Annotated in this window: 21 protein-coding genes and 1 tRNA gene; 11 read left to right on the forward strand and 11 right to left on the reverse strand. The window is 64.3% G+C overall.

Features of this window, described 5'->3' with window-relative positions:
- Positions 1-31 precede the first annotated feature (31 nt).
- From ACFWCF_RS22065 to trxA, 3 genes are all read left to right on the forward strand, one after another.
- The gene (locus ACFWCF_RS22065) at positions 32-550 is read left to right on the forward strand and encodes a 2'-5' RNA ligase family protein (RefSeq protein ID WP_378566170.1); all 519 of its coding nucleotides are present in this window, start codon (positions 32-34) and stop codon (positions 548-550) included.
- Positions 551-619: 69 nt separating this feature from the next.
- Positions 620-1,633 (forward strand): GlxA family transcriptional regulator, encoded by a 1,014-nt coding sequence (locus tag ACFWCF_RS22070; protein ID WP_378566020.1) that lies wholly within the window; start codon positions 620-622, stop codon positions 1,631-1,633.
- Positions 1,634-1,745: 112 nt separating this feature from the next.
- Positions 1,746-2,117: a thioredoxin gene (gene trxA / locus ACFWCF_RS22075; RefSeq protein ID WP_378566023.1), complete on the forward strand. Its 372-nt coding sequence runs from the start codon at positions 1,746-1,748 to the stop codon at positions 2,115-2,117.
- Between the two features lie 86 nt (positions 2,118-2,203).
- Here the strand turns inward: trxA and polA are convergent, their stop codons facing one another.
- Together polA and ACFWCF_RS22085 are read right to left on the reverse strand one after the other, a co-directional pair.
- The gene (gene polA, locus ACFWCF_RS22080; protein ID WP_378566026.1) at positions 2,204-4,927 is read right to left on the reverse strand and encodes a DNA polymerase I; all 2,724 of its coding nucleotides are present in this window, start codon (positions 4,925-4,927) and stop codon (positions 2,204-2,206) included.
- Positions 4,928-5,002: 75 nt separating this feature from the next.
- Positions 5,003-5,614, reverse strand: coding sequence for an ANTAR domain-containing response regulator (locus ACFWCF_RS22085; protein ID WP_378566029.1), 612 nt, complete (start codon positions 5,612-5,614; stop codon positions 5,003-5,005).
- A 111-nt stretch (positions 5,615-5,725) separates the two neighbouring features.
- Here ACFWCF_RS22085 and ACFWCF_RS22090 point away from each other — a divergent pair.
- Positions 5,726-5,802: transfer RNA gene (locus ACFWCF_RS22090), tRNA-Leu, on the forward strand.
- 339 nt (positions 5,803-6,141) lie between these two features.
- Here ACFWCF_RS22090 and ACFWCF_RS22095 read toward each other — a convergent pair.
- From ACFWCF_RS22095 to ACFWCF_RS22115, 5 genes are read right to left on the reverse strand one after another with little or no spacing between them, the layout of a single operon-like run.
- On the reverse strand, positions 6,142-6,537 hold the full coding sequence (locus tag ACFWCF_RS22095) for a hypothetical protein (protein WP_378566032.1): 396 nt from the start codon (positions 6,535-6,537) through the stop codon (positions 6,142-6,144).
- Between the two features lie 35 nt (positions 6,538-6,572).
- Positions 6,573-7,268, reverse strand: coding sequence for a hypothetical protein (locus ACFWCF_RS22100; protein ID WP_378566173.1), 696 nt, complete (start codon positions 7,266-7,268; stop codon positions 6,573-6,575).
- Positions 7,269-7,285: 17 nt separating this feature from the next.
- Positions 7,286-7,417 carry a hypothetical protein gene (locus ACFWCF_RS22105; protein ID WP_378566035.1) on the reverse strand — a complete coding sequence of 44 codons (132 nt, stop codon included), beginning with the start codon at positions 7,415-7,417 and terminating at the stop codon, positions 7,286-7,288.
- A 9-nt stretch (positions 7,418-7,426) separates the two neighbouring features.
- Positions 7,427-8,239, reverse strand: coding sequence for a CbbQ/NirQ/NorQ/GpvN family protein (locus tag ACFWCF_RS22110; protein WP_378566038.1), 813 nt, complete (start codon positions 8,237-8,239; stop codon positions 7,427-7,429).
- On the reverse strand, positions 8,236-9,765 hold the full coding sequence (locus ACFWCF_RS22115) for a nitric oxide reductase activation protein NorD (RefSeq protein ID WP_378566041.1): 1,530 nt from the start codon (positions 9,763-9,765) through the stop codon (positions 8,236-8,238). Before ACFWCF_RS22115 ends, ACFWCF_RS22110 begins: the two co-directional genes overlap by 4 nt.
- Positions 9,766-10,259: 494 nt before the next feature.
- Here ACFWCF_RS22115 and ACFWCF_RS22120 point away from each other — a divergent pair, with 494 nt between their 5' ends.
- On the forward strand, positions 10,260-10,862 hold the full coding sequence (locus ACFWCF_RS22120) for a TetR/AcrR family transcriptional regulator (RefSeq protein ID WP_378566044.1): 603 nt from the start codon (positions 10,260-10,262) through the stop codon (positions 10,860-10,862).
- 88 nt (positions 10,863-10,950) lie between these two features.
- Here ACFWCF_RS22120 and ACFWCF_RS22125 read toward each other — a convergent pair whose 3' ends face one another.
- On the reverse strand, positions 10,951-12,231 hold the full coding sequence (locus ACFWCF_RS22125; RefSeq protein WP_378566047.1) for a hypothetical protein: 1,281 nt from the start codon (positions 12,229-12,231) through the stop codon (positions 10,951-10,953).
- A gap of 158 nt (positions 12,232-12,389) precedes the next feature.
- On the opposite strand from ACFWCF_RS22125, the gene ACFWCF_RS22130 reads away from it, so the two are divergent.
- From ACFWCF_RS22130 to ACFWCF_RS22140, 3 genes are all read left to right on the forward strand, one after another.
- The gene (locus tag ACFWCF_RS22130; protein ID WP_378566050.1) at positions 12,390-13,061 is read left to right on the forward strand and encodes a hypothetical protein; all 672 of its coding nucleotides are present in this window, start codon (positions 12,390-12,392) and stop codon (positions 13,059-13,061) included.
- Positions 13,062-13,164: 103 nt separating this feature from the next.
- On the forward strand, positions 13,165-13,431 hold the full coding sequence (locus ACFWCF_RS22135) for an Atu4866 domain-containing protein (protein WP_378566053.1): 267 nt from the start codon (positions 13,165-13,167) through the stop codon (positions 13,429-13,431).
- A complete protein-coding gene (locus ACFWCF_RS22140) occupies positions 13,428-14,159 on the forward strand; it encodes an SDR family oxidoreductase (RefSeq protein ID WP_378566056.1) in 732 nt (243 codons plus the stop codon). The genes ACFWCF_RS22135 and ACFWCF_RS22140 overlap by 4 nt, the downstream gene beginning before the upstream one ends.
- Before the next feature lie 26 nt (positions 14,160-14,185).
- Here the strand turns inward: ACFWCF_RS22140 and ACFWCF_RS22145 are convergent, their stop codons facing one another.
- Positions 14,186-15,043, reverse strand: a complete 858-nt coding sequence (locus ACFWCF_RS22145; protein ID WP_378566059.1) for a helix-turn-helix domain-containing protein — start codon at positions 15,041-15,043, stop codon at positions 14,186-14,188.
- A 286-nt stretch (positions 15,044-15,329) separates the two neighbouring features.
- On the opposite strand from ACFWCF_RS22145, the gene ACFWCF_RS22150 reads away from it, so the two are divergent.
- Positions 15,330-16,412, forward strand: coding sequence for an ABC transporter ATP-binding protein (locus tag ACFWCF_RS22150; protein ID WP_378566062.1), 1,083 nt, complete (start codon positions 15,330-15,332; stop codon positions 16,410-16,412).
- A 79-nt stretch (positions 16,413-16,491) separates the two neighbouring features.
- Here the strand turns inward: ACFWCF_RS22150 and ACFWCF_RS22155 are convergent, their stop codons facing one another.
- Together ACFWCF_RS22155 and ACFWCF_RS22160 are read right to left on the reverse strand one after the other, a co-directional pair.
- Positions 16,492-17,172, reverse strand: a complete 681-nt coding sequence (locus ACFWCF_RS22155) for an HAD family hydrolase (RefSeq protein WP_378566065.1) — start codon at positions 17,170-17,172, stop codon at positions 16,492-16,494.
- A complete protein-coding gene (locus tag ACFWCF_RS22160) occupies positions 17,172-18,038 on the reverse strand; it encodes a DeoR/GlpR family DNA-binding transcription regulator (RefSeq protein WP_378566068.1) in 867 nt (288 codons plus the stop codon). The genes ACFWCF_RS22155 and ACFWCF_RS22160 overlap by 1 nt, the downstream gene beginning before the upstream one ends.
- Before the next feature lie 317 nt (positions 18,039-18,355).
- Here ACFWCF_RS22160 and ACFWCF_RS22165 point away from each other — a divergent pair, with 317 nt between their 5' ends.
- Positions 18,356-19,318 (forward strand): carbohydrate ABC transporter permease, encoded by a 963-nt coding sequence (locus tag ACFWCF_RS22165; RefSeq protein WP_378566176.1) that lies wholly within the window; start codon positions 18,356-18,358, stop codon positions 19,316-19,318.
- Complete coding sequence (locus tag ACFWCF_RS22170) at positions 19,315-20,214, forward strand: carbohydrate ABC transporter permease (RefSeq protein ID WP_378566071.1); 900 nt, start codon at positions 19,315-19,317, stop codon at positions 20,212-20,214. The genes ACFWCF_RS22165 and ACFWCF_RS22170 overlap by 4 nt, the downstream gene beginning before the upstream one ends.
- The last annotated feature ends 3 nt before the right edge of the window (positions 20,215-20,217 follow it).

The following is a 20,217-nucleotide window of genomic DNA, read 5'->3' on the forward strand; positions in this document are numbered from 1 at the left end:
CTCGTGGGTCGCCGCGCCATCATTGCGCATCATGGTGCAGTCGGTGGAGTTGCTACTCGATGATCGGCTCGACGGTCATGTCCGCGAGCAGTGGGAGAGCTTGCGTGCGGCCGGCGTCGACAGTCAGGCTCGGGTCCGCACCGAGTCCAATCGGCCGCACATCACGCTGTTCGTGGCGGAATCGATCCCGCGGGAAGCGGAGGAGGCTGCGCGTGCAGCCCTCTCCGGGGTCGAGGTGCCTGTGCACCTCGGTGGTGTGGTCCTCTTCGGAGGTCGTCACGCGACGGTGGCGCGACTTGTCGTGCCCTCGGTACCGCTGCTGGAACTGCAGGCCCGTGTGTTCTCCGCGTTCGCACAGTGCCCCGGGATTCCGGCGCACATCCGCCCGGGTGAATGGACTCCGCACGTAACGCTGGCACGGCGGGTGCCCGCCGATCGGGTCGGCGCCGCAGTGATCTCGGTCCACCGGACCCCGGGTGACCCGGCCGGTACGGCGAACCGGATCCGCCGCTGGGACGGTACCGCGAAACAGGAGTGGCGGCTCTGCTGACCCCGCCAACGGTGGCAGAATTGAGGCAATCGTTCGATTTTCTGCCACTGTGCGGGGAGACTGGGTTTCATGCTTCGCAACGTGGTCGTGCCCCTCCTCCCGCGCATCGTGATGTTCGAACTCGGTGTCGCCTGCGAAGTCTTCGGAGGCGACCTCGCGGACGACGGCCTGCCCGAATATGAGTTCGCGCTCGTCGCGGGCAGCACCGAACCCGTCACCACGAAGTACGGCTACTCCATCGACGTACCGTATGATCTCGACCGCCTCGACGACGCAGACCTGATCATCGTGCCTCCCGGCGGCACCTGGATAGGGGAACTGACCGATCCCGAGTTCGTGCGAAGCGGCAGCCCCGATCTCGCCGTCCTCGAGCCGCTGTTCGAGAAACTGCGGAGCGCAGTCGATCGGGGGACTCCGGTCGCGAGTCTGTGCACGGGCGCTTTCGTCCTCGCCGCCGCCGGTCTTCTCGACGACCGCCGCTGCACCACCCATTGGCGGTACGCAGACCGGCTCGCCGCGATGTATCCGTCGGCCCGAGTCGATCGCGATGTACTGTATGTCGATGAGCATCCGGTGCTGACGAGCGCAGGCACCGCCGCCAGCATCGATCTGGTCCTGCACATCGTGCGGACCGCCCAGGGTTCGCACATCGCCAACACGATCGCGCGAGGTATGGTCGTCCCCCCGCACCGCGACGGCGGGCAGGCCCAGTACGTGACCACACCGCTTTCCGAATGCACCGACGACTCGATCGCCCCGCTACTCGATTGGATCACCGAGAACCTGCACCGCGAATTGTCGGTGACGGCCCTCGCAGAACAGGCACACATGTCGTTGCGGACCTTCGCGCGACGGTTCAGGCAGGAAACCGGTACGACGCCGGCACGGTGGATCCGCGATCAGCGGGTGTTCGCTGCACAGCAGCTTCTCGAGAACAGCGATCTGCCGATCGATGTCGTTGCCGACCGTGTCGGCTTCGGCACCGCGTCGGTGCTCAGGCAGCATTTCCTGCGTCTTCGCCGCACCACACCCCAGGCGTACCGCCGGGCCTTCCGGTCCGCAGAGTTGGCCCCGGTCGAGTGATGTGAACCGCGCAAGCGCCGCCCCCGGGTGACCGGCCTCGCGTAGCGTGGCGGAAGAAATGGGGGCGGCTCGCTGTTGCACCCGTCGACACGACCGAACCGAAAGGACCACCGTGGCAACCCAAGCTCTCACCCAGCAGACCTTCGACGAGGTCGTCACCAACAACGACATCGTGCTCGTGGACTTCTGGGCCGATTGGTGCGGCCCCTGCAAGCAGTTCGCACCGACATTCGAATCGTCGTCGGATAAGCATCCCGACGTGGTTCATGCGAAGGTCGACACCGAGGCCGAGCAGTCGATCGCGGCCGCTGCAAACATCCGCTCGATCCCCACGATCATGGCATTCCGCGAAGGCATCCTGGTCTACAACCAGGCAGGCGCACTGCCGCCGGCCGCACTCGAAGACCTGGTTTCGCAGGTCAAGGCTCTCGACATGGACGATGTGCGCAAGCAGATCGACGAAGCGTCGAACGCCCAGGGCTGACCCGATCCACCACAGCGCGGCTCGATTCCCTCTCGGGATTGAGCCGCGCTGCTGTCGATAGGACCTGTCGGCAGACAGTGCTACGGTCAGTGGGCCGCGGCGTCCCAGCTGCGGCCGTAGCCGACCGACACCTCGAGCGGCACCGACAGTTCGATCACCGAATCCATCTTGCTGCGGACGATCTCCTCGACACGCTCACGTTCATCGGTGGTGACCTCGAGTACGAGTTCGTCGTGGACCTGCAGCAGCATCCGCGACTGCAGGCCGGCGTCGCCGAGTGCTTTCTGCACGTCGATCATCGCGACCTTGATGATGTCGGCGGCGGTGCCCTGAATCGGCGCATTGAGCGCAGCCCGTTCGGCGACCTCTCGGCGCTGCCGGTTGTCGCTCGTCAGGTCCGGCAGGTAGCGGCGGCGCCCGTAGAGAGTCGAGGTGTAGCCCACCTTGCGGGCTTCCTCGACGACATTGTGCAGGTAGTCGCGCACGCCACCGAAACGGGTGAAGTACGCCTCCATCTGCTCGCGCGCGTCGTCGGTCGAGATCTTCAGCTGTTGCGCGAGACCGTAGGCACTGAGCCCGTAGGCCAGGCCGTAGGACATCGCCTTGACCCGTCGACGCAGCTCTGCGGTGACCTCTTCGATCGGCACGCCGAACGCCCGGGAACCCACGAAACTGTGCAGGTCCTCCCCGGTGTTGAACGCCTCGATCAGGCCTTCGTCTCCGGACAGGTGCGCCATGATGCGCATCTCGATCTGGCTGTAGTCGGCGGTCAGGAGCAGGTCGTATCCGCTACCCACCACAAAACCGTTGCGGATCTGCCGTCCCGCGTCGGTGCGTACCGGGATGTTCTGCAGGTTCGGCTCGGTGGAGGACAGACGCCCCGTTGCCGCGACCGTCTGGTTGAAAGTGGTGTGGATGCGACCGTCGTCGGCGACCGACTTGATGAGGCCGTCGACGGTGGTCTTCATCCTGGTGGACTCGCGGTGCGCGAGCATATGCTCGAGGAACGGATGCCCGGTCTTCTCGAACAAGTTCTGCAGGGCGTCGGCGTCGGTGGTGTAGCCGGTCTTGGTCTTCTTGGTCTTCGGCATCTCGAGTTCGTCGAACAGCACGACCTGCAGCTGCTTCGGTGAGCCGAGGTTGATCTGCTTACCGATCACCTCGTACGCAGCGTTCGCTGCGGCGGTGACATCGGCGGCGAAGCCGGCCTGCAGGTCGTGCAAGTGCGTGGAATCGACCGCGATACCGGTGGCCTCGAGGTCGGAGAGCACCTCGAGCAAAGGCAGTTCCATCTCGGTGAGCAGCCGCGCCGACTCGATGTCGGTGAGTTCGGAATCGAGCGCCGCAGCGAGGTCGACGACGGCGCGGGCCCGCAAGATCTCGCCTTCGGCGGCCTGCTTGTCGGTGGCGTCCTCGTCGTCGAGCAACGACAGTTGCTGGGCGCCGGTATCTTCGACGCGCAGTTCGCGCTTGAGATAACGCAGTGAGAGGTCGTCGAGTTTGAAGCTGCGTTGCCCGGGGCGTACGAGATAGGCCGCCAGCGCGGTGTCGCTGGTGACGCCGACGAGCCTCCAGCCACGACCGCGTAGCGCGTGCATGGCCGATTTCGCTTCGTGCAGAGCCTTTTCCACGGCGGGATCGGCAAGCCACGCGGCAAGGGCCGTGTCGTCCTCCGGGGTCAGCGACACCGTCGTCACGTACGCGCCCTCACCGTCGGCTGCCGCGATCGCGACGGCCGACGCGTCGCCCCCGTAGGGGGTGCCGGAACCGGCGACGGACAGTCCGTGCCGCTGCCCGGCAGGCGCGTGCTCTGCCAACCAGGCGGCGAGCTCACCCGGCTCGACGACGCCGCCGCGCACCTCGAATCCCTCGTCGGCCTCGGGTTCGGCCGACGTGAGTGTCTCGAAGAGGCGATCGCGTAGAACCTTGAATTCGAGGTCGTCGAACAAGAGGTGGATCCGGTCGCGGTCCCACGGTGCGAGGGCGAGGGCCTCCGGCGCGTACGGCAGCGGTACTTCGCGCACCATCTCGGTGAGCTGACGATTCATCAGCACGTTCGACAAATTCTCGCGCAGTGCGTCACCCACCTTGCCCCGAACCTCGTCGACGCGATCGACCAGATCGGTGAGGCTGCCGAATTCGCGGATCCACTTGGTGGCGGTCTTCTCACCGACACCCGGAATGCCGGGGAGGTTGTCGCTCGGGTCTCCGCGGAGGGCCGCGAAGTCCGGGTACTGCGCCGGGGTGAGCCCGTACTTCTCCTCCACGGCTTCGGGGGTGAAGCGCGTCAGTTCGGAGACGCCCCGTTTCGGGTAGAGCACGGTGACGTCGTCGGTGACCAACTGCAGTGCGTCGCGATCCCCGGTGACGACGAGCACCTTGTAACCGAGCGCCGTGGCCTGGGTGGTGAGGGTCGCAATGATGTCGTCGGCCTCGTACCCTTCCTCCGCCATGACGGGGATACCCATGGCACCGAGCACCTCTTTGGTGACATCGATCTGGCCCTTGAATTCGTCGGGAGCAGCGCTGCGCTGAGCCTTGTAGGGGGCATACATCTCGGCGCGGAATGTCTTGCGGCTCACGTCGAATGCGGCCGCGACGTGAGACGGCTTCTCGTCGCGGAGAAGATTGATGAGCATCGAGGTAAACCCGTACACCGCGTTGGTGGTCTGCCCGCTGGTGGTTCTGAAGTTCTCGGCCGGTAGCGCGTAGAACGCGCGGAACGCCAGCGAATGTCCGTCGAGCAGCAGAAGGGTCGGGCGGTCGTCGGCGGCCGGGGTGGTCGAGGGCGAAGCTGATGCACGGGTCACGCGTGCCAGTCTAGGGACCGGGTACGACGTCCACGACCACCCGGACGAACTGAGCGGTGCGACCCGCGCCGACACTCAGCCGGCGGTCTCCCCCAGGCTCTCGATGATCACCTCGGCGACCTGCTTCATCGTGGTGCGCCGGTCCATCGCGGCGCGCTGGATCCAGCGGAAGGCCTCCGGTTCGGTCATTGCATGTTTGTCCATCAACGTCCCCTTGGCCCGGTCGACGAGCTTGCGGGTCTCGAACCGCTCGGACAGTCCCTGTACTTCGCGTTCGAGTTCGCGGACTTCGGCGAACCGGCTCACCGCCACCTCGATGGTCGGGACCAGGTCGCTCTTCGAGAACGGCTTGACCAGGTACGCCATGGCTCCCGCGTCACGCGCCCGTTCGACGAGTTCACGCTGACTGAACGCTGTGAGAATGACCACAGGAGCGATGCGCTTCTGCGCGATTTCGGATGCGGCATCGATTCCGTCGCGGCGCGGCATCTTCACATCCATGATCACGAGGTCGGGTTTCAGTTCCTCTGCGAGCTCCACGGCGCGCTGCCCGTCGCCCGCTTCGCCGACCACGTCGTACCCCTCTTCGCGCAGCATTTCGACCAGATCGAGCCTGATCAACGCCTCGTCTTCGGCGACGACGACTCTCTTCGTCGCGGCGTTGTCGTCCTGCGGCACGGCTGTCATGGCGGGCCCTTCCCCTCTCGCTGCGGATGCCCCCGTGAGGGAATCGAACGTTTGAAGGGTACCGGTGTTCGCACCCTGCACATCCATCCCTTACAGTGGTCTCCGCACCACGCCCCCGTATCCCAATTGGCAGAGGAAACGGATTCAAAACCCGTCCAGTGTGAGTTCGAGTCTCACCGGGGGCACCACGCTTCATACAGGTCACCGCACTACCCGGACGGCGACCGCCCTCATGGTTCCGTCAACGGTCCCAGAAGCCCCCGCTGTGGTCCCATCACAGACACAAGAGGCAGGCCCTGACCCTGACAGTGGGGCCGGCTCTTCCCTGTTGGTGAAGTGCGGCCGCGTCCGGCCATCATCGCCGTGCACACCTTCGCCGGGATCCGCAGTAGCCTGATAGAGGTGTGCCGCAGGTCGTGCACGCGGATGGTCGGCGCCACGTCCTCCCCTGTGTCGGTCGCGGAGTGCCTCCGGTCAGGTCGCCGAATACGTACTCGCCCGGCAAACCAGCTGTAGCCCAGCCCGAGCTAACGTCCCTCCCGCTCTTCGTGATTGCGGACCAGTTCACGGAAACCTACGTGTTCCCATCCGGGGGTCGGTTGGATCCCCCATGCGTCCTCGGCCGAGTCCTTGACCGCTGCCCCTTCCGGCGGGCCGAACAACGGGTACGGGTATTCGCAGTCCACGGTGTCGTCCGAGTAGCGGACCTTCATGAGTTCGGAACAGATCTCCTGGAATGACAGTTGAGGCCAGCCGTACCAGATCGCGAGAGCGGGAACCGTGAAGGCCCCCTCGATGACGAGTGCGAACAGGCACACGAACACGCCGCGCTTGATCCACTTGTGCATCCGAGCGAACGCGGGTGTGGTTCCGAGCGGCAGATCGTCCGCCCCGGGTTCGTTGTCCGATGACGCCTTCTTCACGTGACTTTCCCTTCTGCGCCCGGCAAGGGCACATCTCAGTCGGAGAAAATCTCTCGATTGACGGTATGCAGGTAAGGAATTGCCAGGAACGGGGTGATATAGAAGATGTCGTACAGCCACCAGCCGATCACGGGCAGCACCACGCCGTCGTAGCGGACATCGGCATACATCGTCATGTTGAACGTGTAGCCGATCCAGATGACCAGCCCCATCCAGCAGGTGACGATCATCCACTGGTGTCCCCACCGCTTCATCTGCAGGAATGCGATTCCCGCCGCGATACGCATGGGGAACACCGTGAGCATCAGGGCGACTTCCCAGCCCTTCTCTCCCGGTCCGGCCGCGCCACCGATCCACAGTTCGTTGTAGTGCCAGAAATAGCCCGCGTCGAACATGTTCCCCCACGCAGTGAGGATCACGCGGTTGATGAGGGTGTGGTTGGCAATCAGATCCAGTGCCCAGCCGATGCTGTTGAGAGCCGCATCCAGGATGACGAGGTATCCGATGAGCGTGACGATCACAGGCCGCACCGACAATCCGGACTGCTGGGCCCGACGTTGCAGCCACACGCCTCGCAGGAAGATCGGCAGCCCGACGATGCCGAGCACGAGAGTGCCCATGAGCAAGGTTCCGGCGGTCAGCCAATAGTCGGCGGTACGTTGCGCGCGGCGGGACTCCTCCTGGTGTTCGTCATAACCCCCGCTGGGCGTCGCGGTATCGGATTTCCTCAGGTTGAAGGTCGGAAGATTCACGGCGTCCCCCACCACCCTCGCACCACAGACAGGTAGAGCTGGATCAGGAACTGCGACAACAGGAACCCGTACGCGAAAACCTGAAAGGCGATGAGGCCACGTTTGCGGCGGCGGTCCTGTTCGTTCATCGGGTCTCCTTACGTTTCGAGCCGGATGCGCTGATCGTCTGGGCCGAGCAGCGTTGCGGCTGCCACTTCTCGCAGGCCACCGGTGATTGCGCCGTCGGTGCTCAACGGCGCGAGAATCGACGCTTCTGCTGCTTCGCTCACACTCGCTCCCGCGACAACCAGCGAGGCGGCGGTGACCAGCACACGGGTGGACGGCGGTTCGAAATGGAAGACGTCGTCGGTGGTGCGGATGCCCACCGCGCATGCAACGAGCCTCTCGGCTACGCCACGGTCGACGCCGGTCTCTGCGACGACGACGTCGACTTCGCGTTCGGGCGGAAGGTAGTCGAGCGGCAGGGTCACGAAACGCTGGCGGAACGAGGGTTTGAGGTCCTTGAAAGAACTTCGGTATGCCGGGTTGTAGGAACACACCAGCATGAATGAGGCGGGCGCAGGCACCACCTCCCCCGCCCGATCGAGGTAGAGGGTCCGGCGATGATCGGTCACCGAGTGCAGGATCGCCAACGAATCGTGGCGGGCTTCGACGACTTCGTCGAGGTAGCAGATCGCACCGTTCCTGACCGCGCTGGTCAGTGGTCCGTCGTGCCATACGACATCACCGCCGGATACCGTGAATCTACCCACGAGGTCGGAACTGGTGAGATCGTCGTGGCAGCTGACCGTGACAACCGGGGAGCCGAGAAGTTCGCCCATGTGCTCGACGAAGCGGGTCTTGCCGCATCCGGTCGGTCCGGTCAGCATCACCGGTAGTCTTTGCCGGAACGATCGTTCGAAGAGGTCGATCTCGTTGCCGGATGCGTAGTACAGGGCGCTGTCGTTCATTCCGTCACCAACTCCCGATGCACGTGCGCGAGCACTTGCGGAAGGTCCTCGACGCGGTGGATACGTTGGGATCGCGCCGGTCCGAATACCTCCGGCAACGGATCGACGCGGGCGGGACCCACCCCGATGTAGTACACGCAGACACCCGCTTCCTCCGCTTCTTCCACCGAGTGGGCGACGTCCGCCCACGCGTATCGGCCTTCGTATCCCTCATCGGAGACAAGTCCGTCGCCGACCACGAGCAGGAGTCGTCGTTCCGACGGTTGGTCGAGCAGTCGTCTCGTCAGGTGCCGCAGCGGCGCCCCGAGCCTGGTGTAGCCGCCGGTCGTCACACCTGAGGCGCTGGGCACGACGAGGTGTCGGTCGCCGAAGTCCTTGAGGCAGCGCACTTCCACCCGATGGCGGGTGTTACCGCTGAACACGAAAATCCCGTGGCGTTCACGAGCCAGCCGCATCGCGCGGGAGAGCGCATCGGCGCACGCGAGCTCCAGCGCGAAGACCTTGCCGCCGTGAACGCCCAACGACGAACTTCCGTCGAGGAGAAGGGCCGTCGTCACGTCGCGGAAACCGGGGAGCAGGTCCCGGAAGATCCGGGCGTCGGTCACGTAGCCGGTGATCGTGTCGATGTGGTGATCGAGATACGCGTCGATATCCAGGTCGGATCCGTCCTCGAGACGATTCGCGACGGCTCGGTGCGTGTTGCGCTCGAACCAGCGGCGCACGTCGGCGGCAACGGGAATCGGCACAGCCGATCCGGTCGACATCCGACTCTCGAGCACTGCGACGTGATCCGGGAGGAATGCATCGCGCCATGCGTTCCATTCCGGATATGGGATGCCGACTCGTGCGTCGGGCCGGATCTCGGGTTCCTCATCCTCGGGTCTGCTCGGCGGCGGCAGGTTGGGGTTGCGGACACCGCCGTCACCGCCGACCGGAATCGACATCAACCGCACCGAAGCGGATCGGGGTGACGACCACGGCATCCGCCCGTACATACGTTTCGCTGCGGCCGCGAAGCCTGTGCGTGGATGCTCCTCCAGCGGGAGCCGGCCGAGAACAGGATGCACGGTCAGTGGTTCACGAGACCGAGCCAGCGTGTCGGTCATCCGAAGCATGTCGACACTGTCGGTATCGCCGTCGACCGGGTCGTGCCCCGGCAGTAATCGGGTCAGGTCCGGCAGCAGCCCCGGCCACCTGGCCCCGACCCACCCCAGTGCGACGTTGCCTTCGACGACGGTGAGTGCCGCGCGTTCGCGGGCGGACAGTTCATGTAGGGGATAGTGGGCAATCCGGTCCTTCGACGGTGAGCACTGCAGTGCCACACCACATGTCAATGTCCGAAGACTCCAGTCTTCGACCGGCGGCGGGTACGGGACCTGAACCACCCGCCGGGTGCCGCTCAACCCGAAACTGCGTCGCTCGCCGGAGATGAGACGTGCGTCGTCACGACGCCCCTCGGAGAACGCCACCGCGGTGAGGGCACAGCTCCGCTCGATCGTCAGCGGCGAAGTGGCCGCGGCGGTCACGGTCGCACTCCAGTGTCCGATCCCGACACGATCAGAAGGTGCCGATATTGGAAAACACCCAGTACCAGAACGCGATGACCGCGCCCATCGAACCCCACGCAACCAGCAATCTCAGAATGTCGAGCCACATCGTCCGGCCTCCAGTCGAATGATCGGGTGTGCGCAGGAGGAATGCGGCCTGACAACTTGTCCATCACCGGCACGGTCCCATCGCTCCAAACTGACTTGTGTCAATATTTGAGTACCCTACACCGCAAAAAAGCGGATATAGCCAGAGATAGACCGGATTTTGTGAGAGATAACGGATTTACGCTGCCTGACTAGCGTCAGAGCGTGGCGCGACCTCCCGCACAGCCCCTGCCCCGCGGCAGTAACCCGGTGACCACTCGGCCATATACGCGGGAGCAGGGGAAGAAATTTCTGTGTTGAGTCAAGTTTTTTGCTTTGCGATAGCCTCACAGCGAAACAGTCGAACCGGGCAGGACGGATCACGAATGGTGAAGGGCAAGGCGGTGGTGCGCGGAACTAAGGGACTGCAGACGCGCGAGAGGCTCCTAGGCGCAGCGGTGGCGGAGTTCGCCCGTGACGGCATCGTGGCTGCGGACATCAGGGCCATCGTCGCGGCGGCAGGCGTTTCGCACGGCACGTTCTTCTTCCACTTTCCGACGAAAGAGCACGTCCTGATCGAGTTGGAGAAGCGCGAGGAAGAGCGCATGGCCGCGGAACTCGCGAAGGTCTTCGCAACGATCCACGATCTTCGGAGCGCACTCACCGAAATTGTGCGGGTCCTTCAGGAGCTCGAGACTCGACTCGGCAACCGCCTGTTCAAAGATTTCCTCGCACTGCATTTCTCCACGACACGACCGCCCTCGGAGGAATCGACGGATCATCCGGTGATCGTGGCGGTCGTCGAGGAGTTCCGGCGCACCCAGAAACGCGGCGACATCCCCGCCGACGTCGATGTCTTCCACAACGGGGTGTCGTTCCTCGTGGGCCTCTACGCGCTGCTCATCACGATTCCCGAGGTCGACGAGATCCGGACACCGGTCATCGAGGAATACCTCACCACATACATGTACGGGTTACGGGCGCTGTGACGACACGAACCGTCGCAAGGTGCATCGAGAGTCAACCCACAGCGTTGAGCAACTCTCGATCCGTCATGTAGATCTGATGCTCGCGCACTCACCTCGGGCCGGGCGTATCGGTCGGCCGGCGGTACCGCAACCACGCCGTCGCAGCCCCGAGTGCCAGCACCGCGGTCACCGACACCGCCGACGACACCCATGTCCACGAACTCGGCGACCAGCTGTCGAGATCCTGCGTGAGCGGTGCGTAGCCGGTCCACCCGAACTGCGCCACCAGCGGCAACACCATCACCGCGGGCAGCGCCAACGCCGTCGCCGTCACCGTCGTGGTCGACGGCAGGGACGCGACGATCGTGTAGGCAGCTGCGACCGGCACCACGAAGAGGGTCGCGGCGATGTGCACGGTGTCCCACGGCGAGCTACCGACGATCGACGAGGCGGCCACGATCGCCAGGACACCGATACCGGCCAATGGCCGCGGCGTGCGGCGACCGAGCCACGCACCCACCCCGGCGAGCAGGATCGGCACCGACAACAGCGGCCACACCTCGGGAGACCACGAGACCGCCTCGCGCCCCACCACGGCGAATGCCATCGCCGCCAGGAGGATCATTCCCGACCGTTCCCGAAGCCACAACGCCGCAGCGATCACGACCACCACCGCACCAATGCCCAGCACCCACTTACCGGCCTCCGGTCGTTCCGCACTCAACGACGCCACGGCGTTTTCGAACGACCAGTGCAGGCCCACACCGACGAGCGGTAGACCGATGCCGATCAGCAGTTCTCTGGCGCTCCCTCGACGTTCGTCGACCGAAGCATCGTCTCCACGGCCGACCACCCACGTCGATACGCCTGCAACGAAAGTGATGGCCGCCAGGACCAGCCACACCGTATTGACCAGTTGGGTATCGACCGGCACGTAGTCTGCATACCGCCTCGGCATCGAGGTGAAGTCACGAAACTCGGCTATCGGTTCGGCAGTCACCAGTCCTGCTACTACTGCACCTGTCAGCACCGCCTGCAGCTGTGCTCGGCGCATTCCGAAGCACGTCACCACGAGGCCACCGAGCAGGGCTCCCGCACCGATCGTCGCGACGTACATGTCGAAGCGCCACGCGCCGGGCAATGCGACCACTCCCACTGCCAGCGCCCCGGCCACAACCGCCACGATCGTAGGGGTTCGGTGCCGAGTACCGGCGGCGACGAGTGCCGCCACGGTCGCTCCGACTGCGGACGCAGTCATCGCGGACGTCAACACCGGCCCCGGACCGAACCCGACCGCCATCGGGTACGTCTCGGCATCCGGAGCTGCGAGAACCACACCCGCTAGGTAGCCGCCGATCGCGAGGAGAACAATTCTGAGCCACGTCGTCACACCTCACCTTCGCCGGACAGGTCACGCATCCAGGCACGACACGCCGGTCGGGAATGGTGACCGAGTCGAACGCGCGAACTCTTGTCGGTGCCTGCCGCTAGCGTGACTGCGGTATCGAACACAGATTCGGACATCGCCGACACGGAACGGACCACGACATGGCGCATCCCGTCATCCCGCCCACGCATCGAAGCTGTTCAAACGCGGTTCGGTCGTATTCCGGCCGGTCCCGCAGCGACAACGCCCGGGTCCGGGCGGTGTGCCGCTCGCAGGATCGAGCGGACAGTCTCGTCGTCCCGTTCGGGCGCGACGGCGCGGGCGCCATCGTGTCCTGGGCAGTGACCGCCGGACGCAACCTGCTCGTGCATCAACGCGACACCGAGAATTTCCCCAATCTGCCCCTCACACTCATGGCGACGGGCGTGCTGTCCAGGCGCACCCACGAGCTGTTCGTCGCCGATCCCCATCATCGCCACCACTGGCTCGCCGGGTCCCGAAACGCAACCGACTGGGGCGCATCCTGGGCGGACACCCCAGAGGGGATCGGGCGCATGCTCACAGAGTTGGACTCAGCAGCCGCCGGGCCCAGGCGGCTGCTGCTGCTCGCGGGACTCTCGACGACGATCGCAAAGTTGGATCTCCCCGACCGCGAGCGCCTGACCGATCTGGTGACCACCGCACGAGACCGCAACCTCACCGTCGTCGCGACCAGCAGCGACCATGGGGCGCGGTGGTTCCCGGACGGCCTCATCGCCGCGTTCGACGATGTTCTCGTCCGCGACAACGGCCACTCCACCGTGCATCGGAATCCACTCCGCCACGGAGGATGACGCCTATGGCCCGACAGGGTGCGCGGCACCCGGTCTCACCACGTCCTGCCCACGCGCCCTGAATCTCGCAAGACTCGGATCACCGAGTCGAGAAAGGGTTGTGATGGAGAAAACGGAAACCGAGAACCGGGCCGAGGTCGTCGGCATGTGGGTGACAGCGGACGGCTTCATTCGCCAGGAGTTGCGGTCCGATGGGCGCTACGACGAGGCCCGTGGCGCACGGCGGAGTGCGTACACCGGAAGTTACACGGTGACTGGGAGCCACCTCGAGTACGTCGACGACAGCGGTTTCACCGCAACCGGAGATCTTCGCGACGGGGTGCTCTTTCATGAGCATCTCGTCCTGTACCGAGAGGACGCACTGTCGTGATCGAACCCAAAACAGTCCTGATCACGGGGGCGAGCAGCGGGATCGGCGCCGCGACAGCCCGGGCCCTCGCCGACGACGGCCACCAGGTGTTTCTCGGTGCGCGGCGTGCCGAGCACCTCGAGCACCTCGTGCAAGAGATCGTCGCGGCCGGCGGCGTCGCAGCGTTTCGCAGAGTAGACGTCACGGACACAACCGATGTCCGTTCGTTCGTCTCCTCGGCGCGTGAACATTTCGGTCGCGTCGACGTCTTGGTCAACAATGCCGGCGTCATGCCGCTGTCTCCGCTCGCGGCCCTGAAGGTCGACGAATGGAACCGGATGATCGACGTGAACATTCGTGGTGTCCTCAACGGCATCGCCGCCGCGCTACCCGTGATGCAGGCACAAGGGAGCGGACATATCGTCAACATCGCCTCGGTCGGCGCGCACGAGGTGGTTCCGACGGGCGCTGTCTACTGCGCGACGAAGCACGCGGTCTGGGCGATCTCCGAGGGACTGCGCCAAGAGTCGTCCGGAGACGTGCGTGTCACCGTTGTCTCTCCCGGGGTGACGGAATCAGAATTGGCGGAAAGCATTTCGGATGAATCTGCCCGAAAGGAGATGAGGGTGTATCGCGCTGTGGCACTTCCCGCTGAGGCGATTTCCCGCGCCATCGCGTATGCAATCGATCAACCGGCAGACGTCGATGTGAACGAGATCATCGTGCGCCCCGTCGCAAGCGCACAATAATCAGGCAGGCCGGGACGGGAGAGTGCTCACCTCAGTGATTCGGGGTTCGCATTCTCTCGCTCCCGGTTCCTCGTTGCGGTGAGGGAACCGAGCAACCGCAGCGCCTCATCGCTCGAAGATCCCCGCTCCGCCCGGTAGATCACCATCTGCAGGCCGGGATGCTCGCGTACATCGAAAGTATGGAAGGTCAGTGCCAAGGGGCCGACGTCGGGATGGACGAACTTCTTCGCGTCCACGGTCTTGCCTCGCACCTCCCCCTCCTCCCAGAGTTCCCGGAACTCAGAACTCACGGCCGAGATCTCGTCGACCAAGCGCACGAGACGCGCATCATTCGAATCGTGCCCGATGGCCAACCTGAGCGTCGCGACCGTGGCCTGGGCCGCACGACGCCAGTCGGAGTAGAAGGACGTGCCTGCGGGGTCGGTGAACACCATCCGCACGAGGTTGTCGGCACTGGTGAACGGCGAGAAGAGCGCCACGGCGAGCGGGTTGCATGCCACGATGTCGAGCGTCCGATTCAGTACGAATGCCGGGGTGGAATCGAATGTATCCATCAACTGGCGGAGTGCGGAACCGACGGATTCGGGTGCACCTGCCCCGTGGATGCTCGGCACCAGCCCAGCCAGCCGGTACAGGTGCATCTCCTGATCTGCGTCGAGCCGCAACGCGCGAGAGAGGGCGTCGAGAACCTGCACGGACGGGTTTCGTTCTCGCCCCTGCTCCAACCGGGTGTAGTAGTCGGAACTGAGCCCGGCGGTAATCGCGACTTCTTCACGCCGAAGTCCCTGGACCCGCCGGGTGCCATAGCTGCGAAGTCCTACCTCCTCAGGAGATACCCGTGCACGACGTGACCGAAGGAAATCTCCGAGTTCGCTGGAAGGCATTCTCCGATGGTAGTTGCGAATCGGACCGCTGTGGGTGGGTGCACTGCACCCACGGAGCGTCGAACCCGGCGACGAACAGACGCGCCGACAAGTCGAATACCGCCGGCCGCTGCCGCCGCATCACGGTTCGGAAGGACGGCGTCCCGAGTGTCGTCGCGTACGACACCAACCGTTCACCACAGACCCGGAATTCGTTCACTCACACCGAGTGAAATGCACGGGATCGGACGCTCGTCCCTTCACCACGGATCGTCGGGCACGTTCCTGCCCGTGAAAGGAAGTCCTCATGGCACCAGTCACATTCACAGGAGTGACCCGCCGCTACCCTGATTCCGACCGGGCAGCGGTAGACCAGCTCGACCTCCAGATCGAGGACGGCGAATTCCTCGTGCTCGTCGGACCATCAGGCTGTGGAAAGACCACCACGCTGCGCATGCTCGCCGGTCTCGAAGAAATCGACGACGGCAGGTTGTTCATCGGCGACACCGATGTCACCGATGTCGATTCGAAGGACCGCGACATCGCGATGGTCTTCCAGAACTACGCGCTGTACCCGCATATGACGGTTGCCGAGAACATGGGCTTCGCGTTGAAAATCGGTGGAGTGTCCAAAGAGGAGCGCACTCGGCGTATCGTCGAGGCGGCCCGGATGCTCGGCCTCGAACCGTATCTCGATCGCAAGCCGAAGGCCCTGTCGGGCGGGCAACGCCAGCGCGTTGCCATGGGCCGGGCCATCGTGCGCAGTCCGCAGGTGTTCCTGATGGACGAGCCGCTGTCCAACCTCGACGCCAAGCTGCGTGTGCAGACGCGCAACGAGATCGCGCGACTCACCCGCACTCTCGGGGTGACCACGATGTACGTCACCCACGATCAGGTCGAGGCGATGACGATGGGCGATCGCGTTGCCGTTCTCGACGGAGGCATTCTCCAGCAGATCGACACCCCGCGAAACCTCTACGCACGTCCCGCGAACCGTTTCGTCGCCGGATTCATCGGGTCCCCGGCGATGAGCCTGCTCGATGTCCCCGTCATCGACGGCGGAGTCGATTTCGCCGGCATCACCATTCCCGTGGAGCGTTCGATACTCGGTGCCGCGCAAACTGATTCGGTCACGATCGGCGTTCGACCCGAGTCACTGCGACTGACCGGCGACGGGGACGGCGTGGACATGGTCGTCGACATGGTCGAAGAGCTCGGTGCCGATGCGTACCTGTACGGGCACATGAGCATCGGAGAATCGCGCCATCCGGTCACCGTGCGCACCGATGGCGCGGCCCCTCCGCGTGCCGATTCTGTCGTACGTGTGCGTCCTGATGCGTCGGGTCTGCACGTCTTCGACCAGAAGACCGGACTGCGCCTCAGCGCCTGATACCCCAGGCCTGACACAGAGTGGGTGGGGTCCGTTCTCTACGGACACCACCCACTCCAGGCAGGACGAGACATACTCGTCAGAGACCGCCGACGAGTTCCTTCAGCTGAGCAACGCCCCGCCCTTCGAGGCTCGACCACACGGTATGCCCGGGACCACCCGGCAGCGCCACCACATTGGGCACACCGATGGTGACGACACCGGCAGCGATCGCCGACGCCAGCCCGGGCAGCGAATCCTCGATCGCCACGATCCGGTCGAACGAGAGATCCCCCCAGGTGGCGCGTAGTTTCTCGACTGCGATCAGGTACGGCTCGGGATCGGGCTTACCTCTGACGACCATGTCGCCGGTGACCAAGAACTCGAACGTTCCCACCGGTAGCAGGTCCACGATCTCGGTCGCGAGCCGCGTCTCACTCATCGTCACCATCACACAGGGAATGCCCACCGCGCGCACTTCCTCGAGAAGTTCTCGCGCGCCCGGACGCCACGGCACTTCCTGCCGGATCTGTCCGATCACGGAATCGATTAGGGTGTCGATGATCTCGCGGATCTCGAGACCCACACCGGCATCCCGCAGCACCGCGGCCGACGCCGGAAGCGCATTGCCCACCAGGGACGACGCCTGCTCATCACTCCACGCAACACCATATTCGGCGCAAAGCTCCGCCTCGGCCCGGAACCAATACGGTTCGGTGTCGACGAGTGTGCCATCCATGTCCCACAAGACGGCATGCACACCGGAATCCACTTTGGTCACTACTTCTCCTCGTTGTCCTGATCCGCGGCGTCGGTGCCGGGTCCTGAATCTGTGTCGTGAAAGGCCGGTTCGCCATGAGGTGTCGGGTCGACGACGGTCACGGAGACTCCGCGTGACCGCAACGCATCGAGGAGGCTCACGTCGGCACCCGCATCGGTGACGAGGTCGTCCACCCCGCCCCACTCCGCGACTTGATGCAACGACGTGTCGCCGAGTTTGCCGGAGTCGACGAGCAGCACCCGCCGCCGCGACGAACGCATCATCTCGGACTTCACCGCGACGATGGACTCCTCCTGGTGATAGATGCCGTCGACGTCCGCAGTGGTGGTCGAGAAGAACGCGATATCGACGCGCAGCGCCCGAATCGCGCCGACTGCCCCCACTCCGAGAAAGGACTCGTGCCCGACGTCGAAAGTCCCGCCGATCGCAGCGACAGTGGGGCCACCCTCGTGCGCGATGCGAGCCAGCGTCGGAAGGTAGTTGGTCACGATGTGCAGGTCTTCGATCCCGAGCAGGTGATCGAGCATCATTGCGGCGGTGGTCGAATCGTCGAGGAGTACGGACTGACCCGGTCCGACCATTCGCGCGGCCACTGCGGCGATCGCCTTCTTCTGCGGTACGGCCACGAGACGCCGGAGCGATGCGCTGATCTCGTATGTGCTGGTACGCGCCACACTCACACCGCCGCGGAACTTACGGACCACACCGCGCCGTTGGAGTTCGTCGAGGTCGCGGTGCACGGTCATGAGGGACACCCCGAATCGTGAGGCCAGGGACTGCGCCGATTCGGTCTCGTCCGCAATCAGACATTCGAGGATCGCGTCTAGCCGCTCCCTGCGGGACTCACTGATGCTCCGTTGCGTCATGTTCGGTATGCCTTCCACTGCGCTTGTGACATCGACGTTGTTTATATCACTTTTGTTGTGATTAACGGGTCGTGAACAGCTGCCGAAGAATCATCGGACTTTACCCGAACCTCACCCGTACAGGGTTCGATTCGGATCACCTACGAATCAATAATATGTTGTGTTGCAGCTTCTTTCGCGCACACGGACCAAAACCGATCACCCCAGCAAAGGCACCGACGACACGTTGACGGCTTCGTCACCGAGTGCCACCATGATCGCGGCCCCAGACTTGATAACACCCATTTGATATTTACGAAAGGAGGGTGAACGTGTCCATGACAGCCCAGCGTCCCGCGTGGACGACATCGGCAGAACCTCGTGAACTCCCCGTTCCGGAGCCGGCGCCACACCGCAACAGATCCCGTCGCCGGCGACGCGAGTATTTCCTGTTCGCCCTGTTCGCGTTCCCGAACCTGGCGCTGATTGCGGTGTTCGCCTACTGGCCCGTTATCGGAAACGCCTACTTGAGCCTGACCCGATGGGACATGATCGCGCCGAGCCCCACCTTCGTGGGGCTCGAGAACTACATTCACCTGCTCACCGACCCATCGTTCCTGCGGGTCCTGCGCATCACCCTCATCTGGGTCGTCGTAGTCGTGGGGGTGAGCCTTATCGGGGGGCTCGCACTGGCACTGCTCTTCACCACCAAAGCGCGCGGACGATCCGCGGCCTCGGCGCTTGCCTTCTCGCCGCATATCCTCTCGGGTGCCGCGGTCGCCGCAGTCTGGCTGTTCCTCTTCGATCCCAACTACGGACTCTCCCGCGCCCTGTTCTCCCTGTTCGGACTCGACTCACCGCACTGGACGACCTCCAGCCAGTGGGCACTGCCGGCTCTGCTCATCGTCGCGATCTGGAAGGGCGTGGGCTTCGTCGCGATCGTGTATCTCTCCGCCCTGCAGTCTCTTCCCGGAGACGTGCTGGAAGCCGCACGCCTCGACGGCGCGAACCGGTGGCAGATCTTCCGGTACGTCAAACTGCCGCTGCTGTCGCCGACCACTCTGTTTCTGCTGGTCACCCAGGTGATCGGGGCGTTCCAATCGTTCGACCTCATTGCGATGATGACCGGCGGCGGGCCCGCAGGCGCGACCACCACCCTCAGTTGGTTCATCTACAACGAAGGCTTCCGGCAATTCAAGGCCGGATCCGCCGCGGCCGGCGCCATGATCATGTTCGTCCTGCTGATGGTCGTCACGGTCGTCCAGATGCGGTTCGTCGAGAAGAAGGTGCATTACCGGTGACCACTACGATCGAACGCCAGTCGGAACAGTCACCGTCCATCACCCCGGTCAACGCCGCCGCTCGACGCCCTCGCAAGTTCCGGATTCGGAGTCTCGGTGGCACCCTCGGCCTGATTGCTGTCGGCCTGGTATTCCTCGTCCCCTTCTACTGGATGCTGTCGTCGGCGTTCAAACCCGAGGCGGAGATCTACCAGTGGCCGCTGCAGTGGATTCCCTCGACCATCACCTTCGATCACTTCGCGCGTGCGTGGGAGGCAGTTCCGTTCGGGCAGTTCTTCGTCAACTCCGTGATCGTCACGGCTGCCGGGTCGACACTCAAGGTTCTGCTTGCCGTCTTCAGTGCCCACGCGTTCGCATTCCTACGATTTCCGGGCAAGAAGTTCGTGTTCTTCGCGGTACTCGGCGCGCTCATGGTGCCCGGTCACGTGACGCTACTGATCAACTACATCACGATCGGCAACCTCGGCCTACTCAACACCTATGCCGGCATCTTCTTGCCCGGCCTGGCCAGTGCATTCGGGACTTTCCTTCTCCGGCAGCACTTCCTGTCGCTCCCCAAGGAAGTCCTCGAGGCCGCCGAACTCGACGGCTGCGGCCACCTGCGCCGGCTCATTCATTTCGTACTGCCGATGTCGAAGCCCGCGGTGGTGACGGTCGCATTGATTGCGGTGATCGACGAATGGAACGACTTCATCTGGCCGCTGCTGGTGACCAACACCCTCCAGGCCCGCACCTTGCCGATCGGTCTGATGTTCCTCAAGGAGACCGAGGGCGTCGATCAGTGGGGCCCGATCATGGCGGGCACGAGCCTGGTGATTCTGCCGATGCTACTGCTCTTCTTGCTCGCCCAGCGCTACATCGTCGACGGTCTCGCCGGTGCGGCCGTCCGCCGCTGAAAT

Origin of the sequence: Rhodococcus sp. NPDC060090 (genome assembly GCF_042729855.1) — a bacterium.
Taxonomy (GTDB): domain Bacteria; phylum Actinomycetota; class Actinomycetes; order Mycobacteriales; family Mycobacteriaceae; genus Rhodococcus.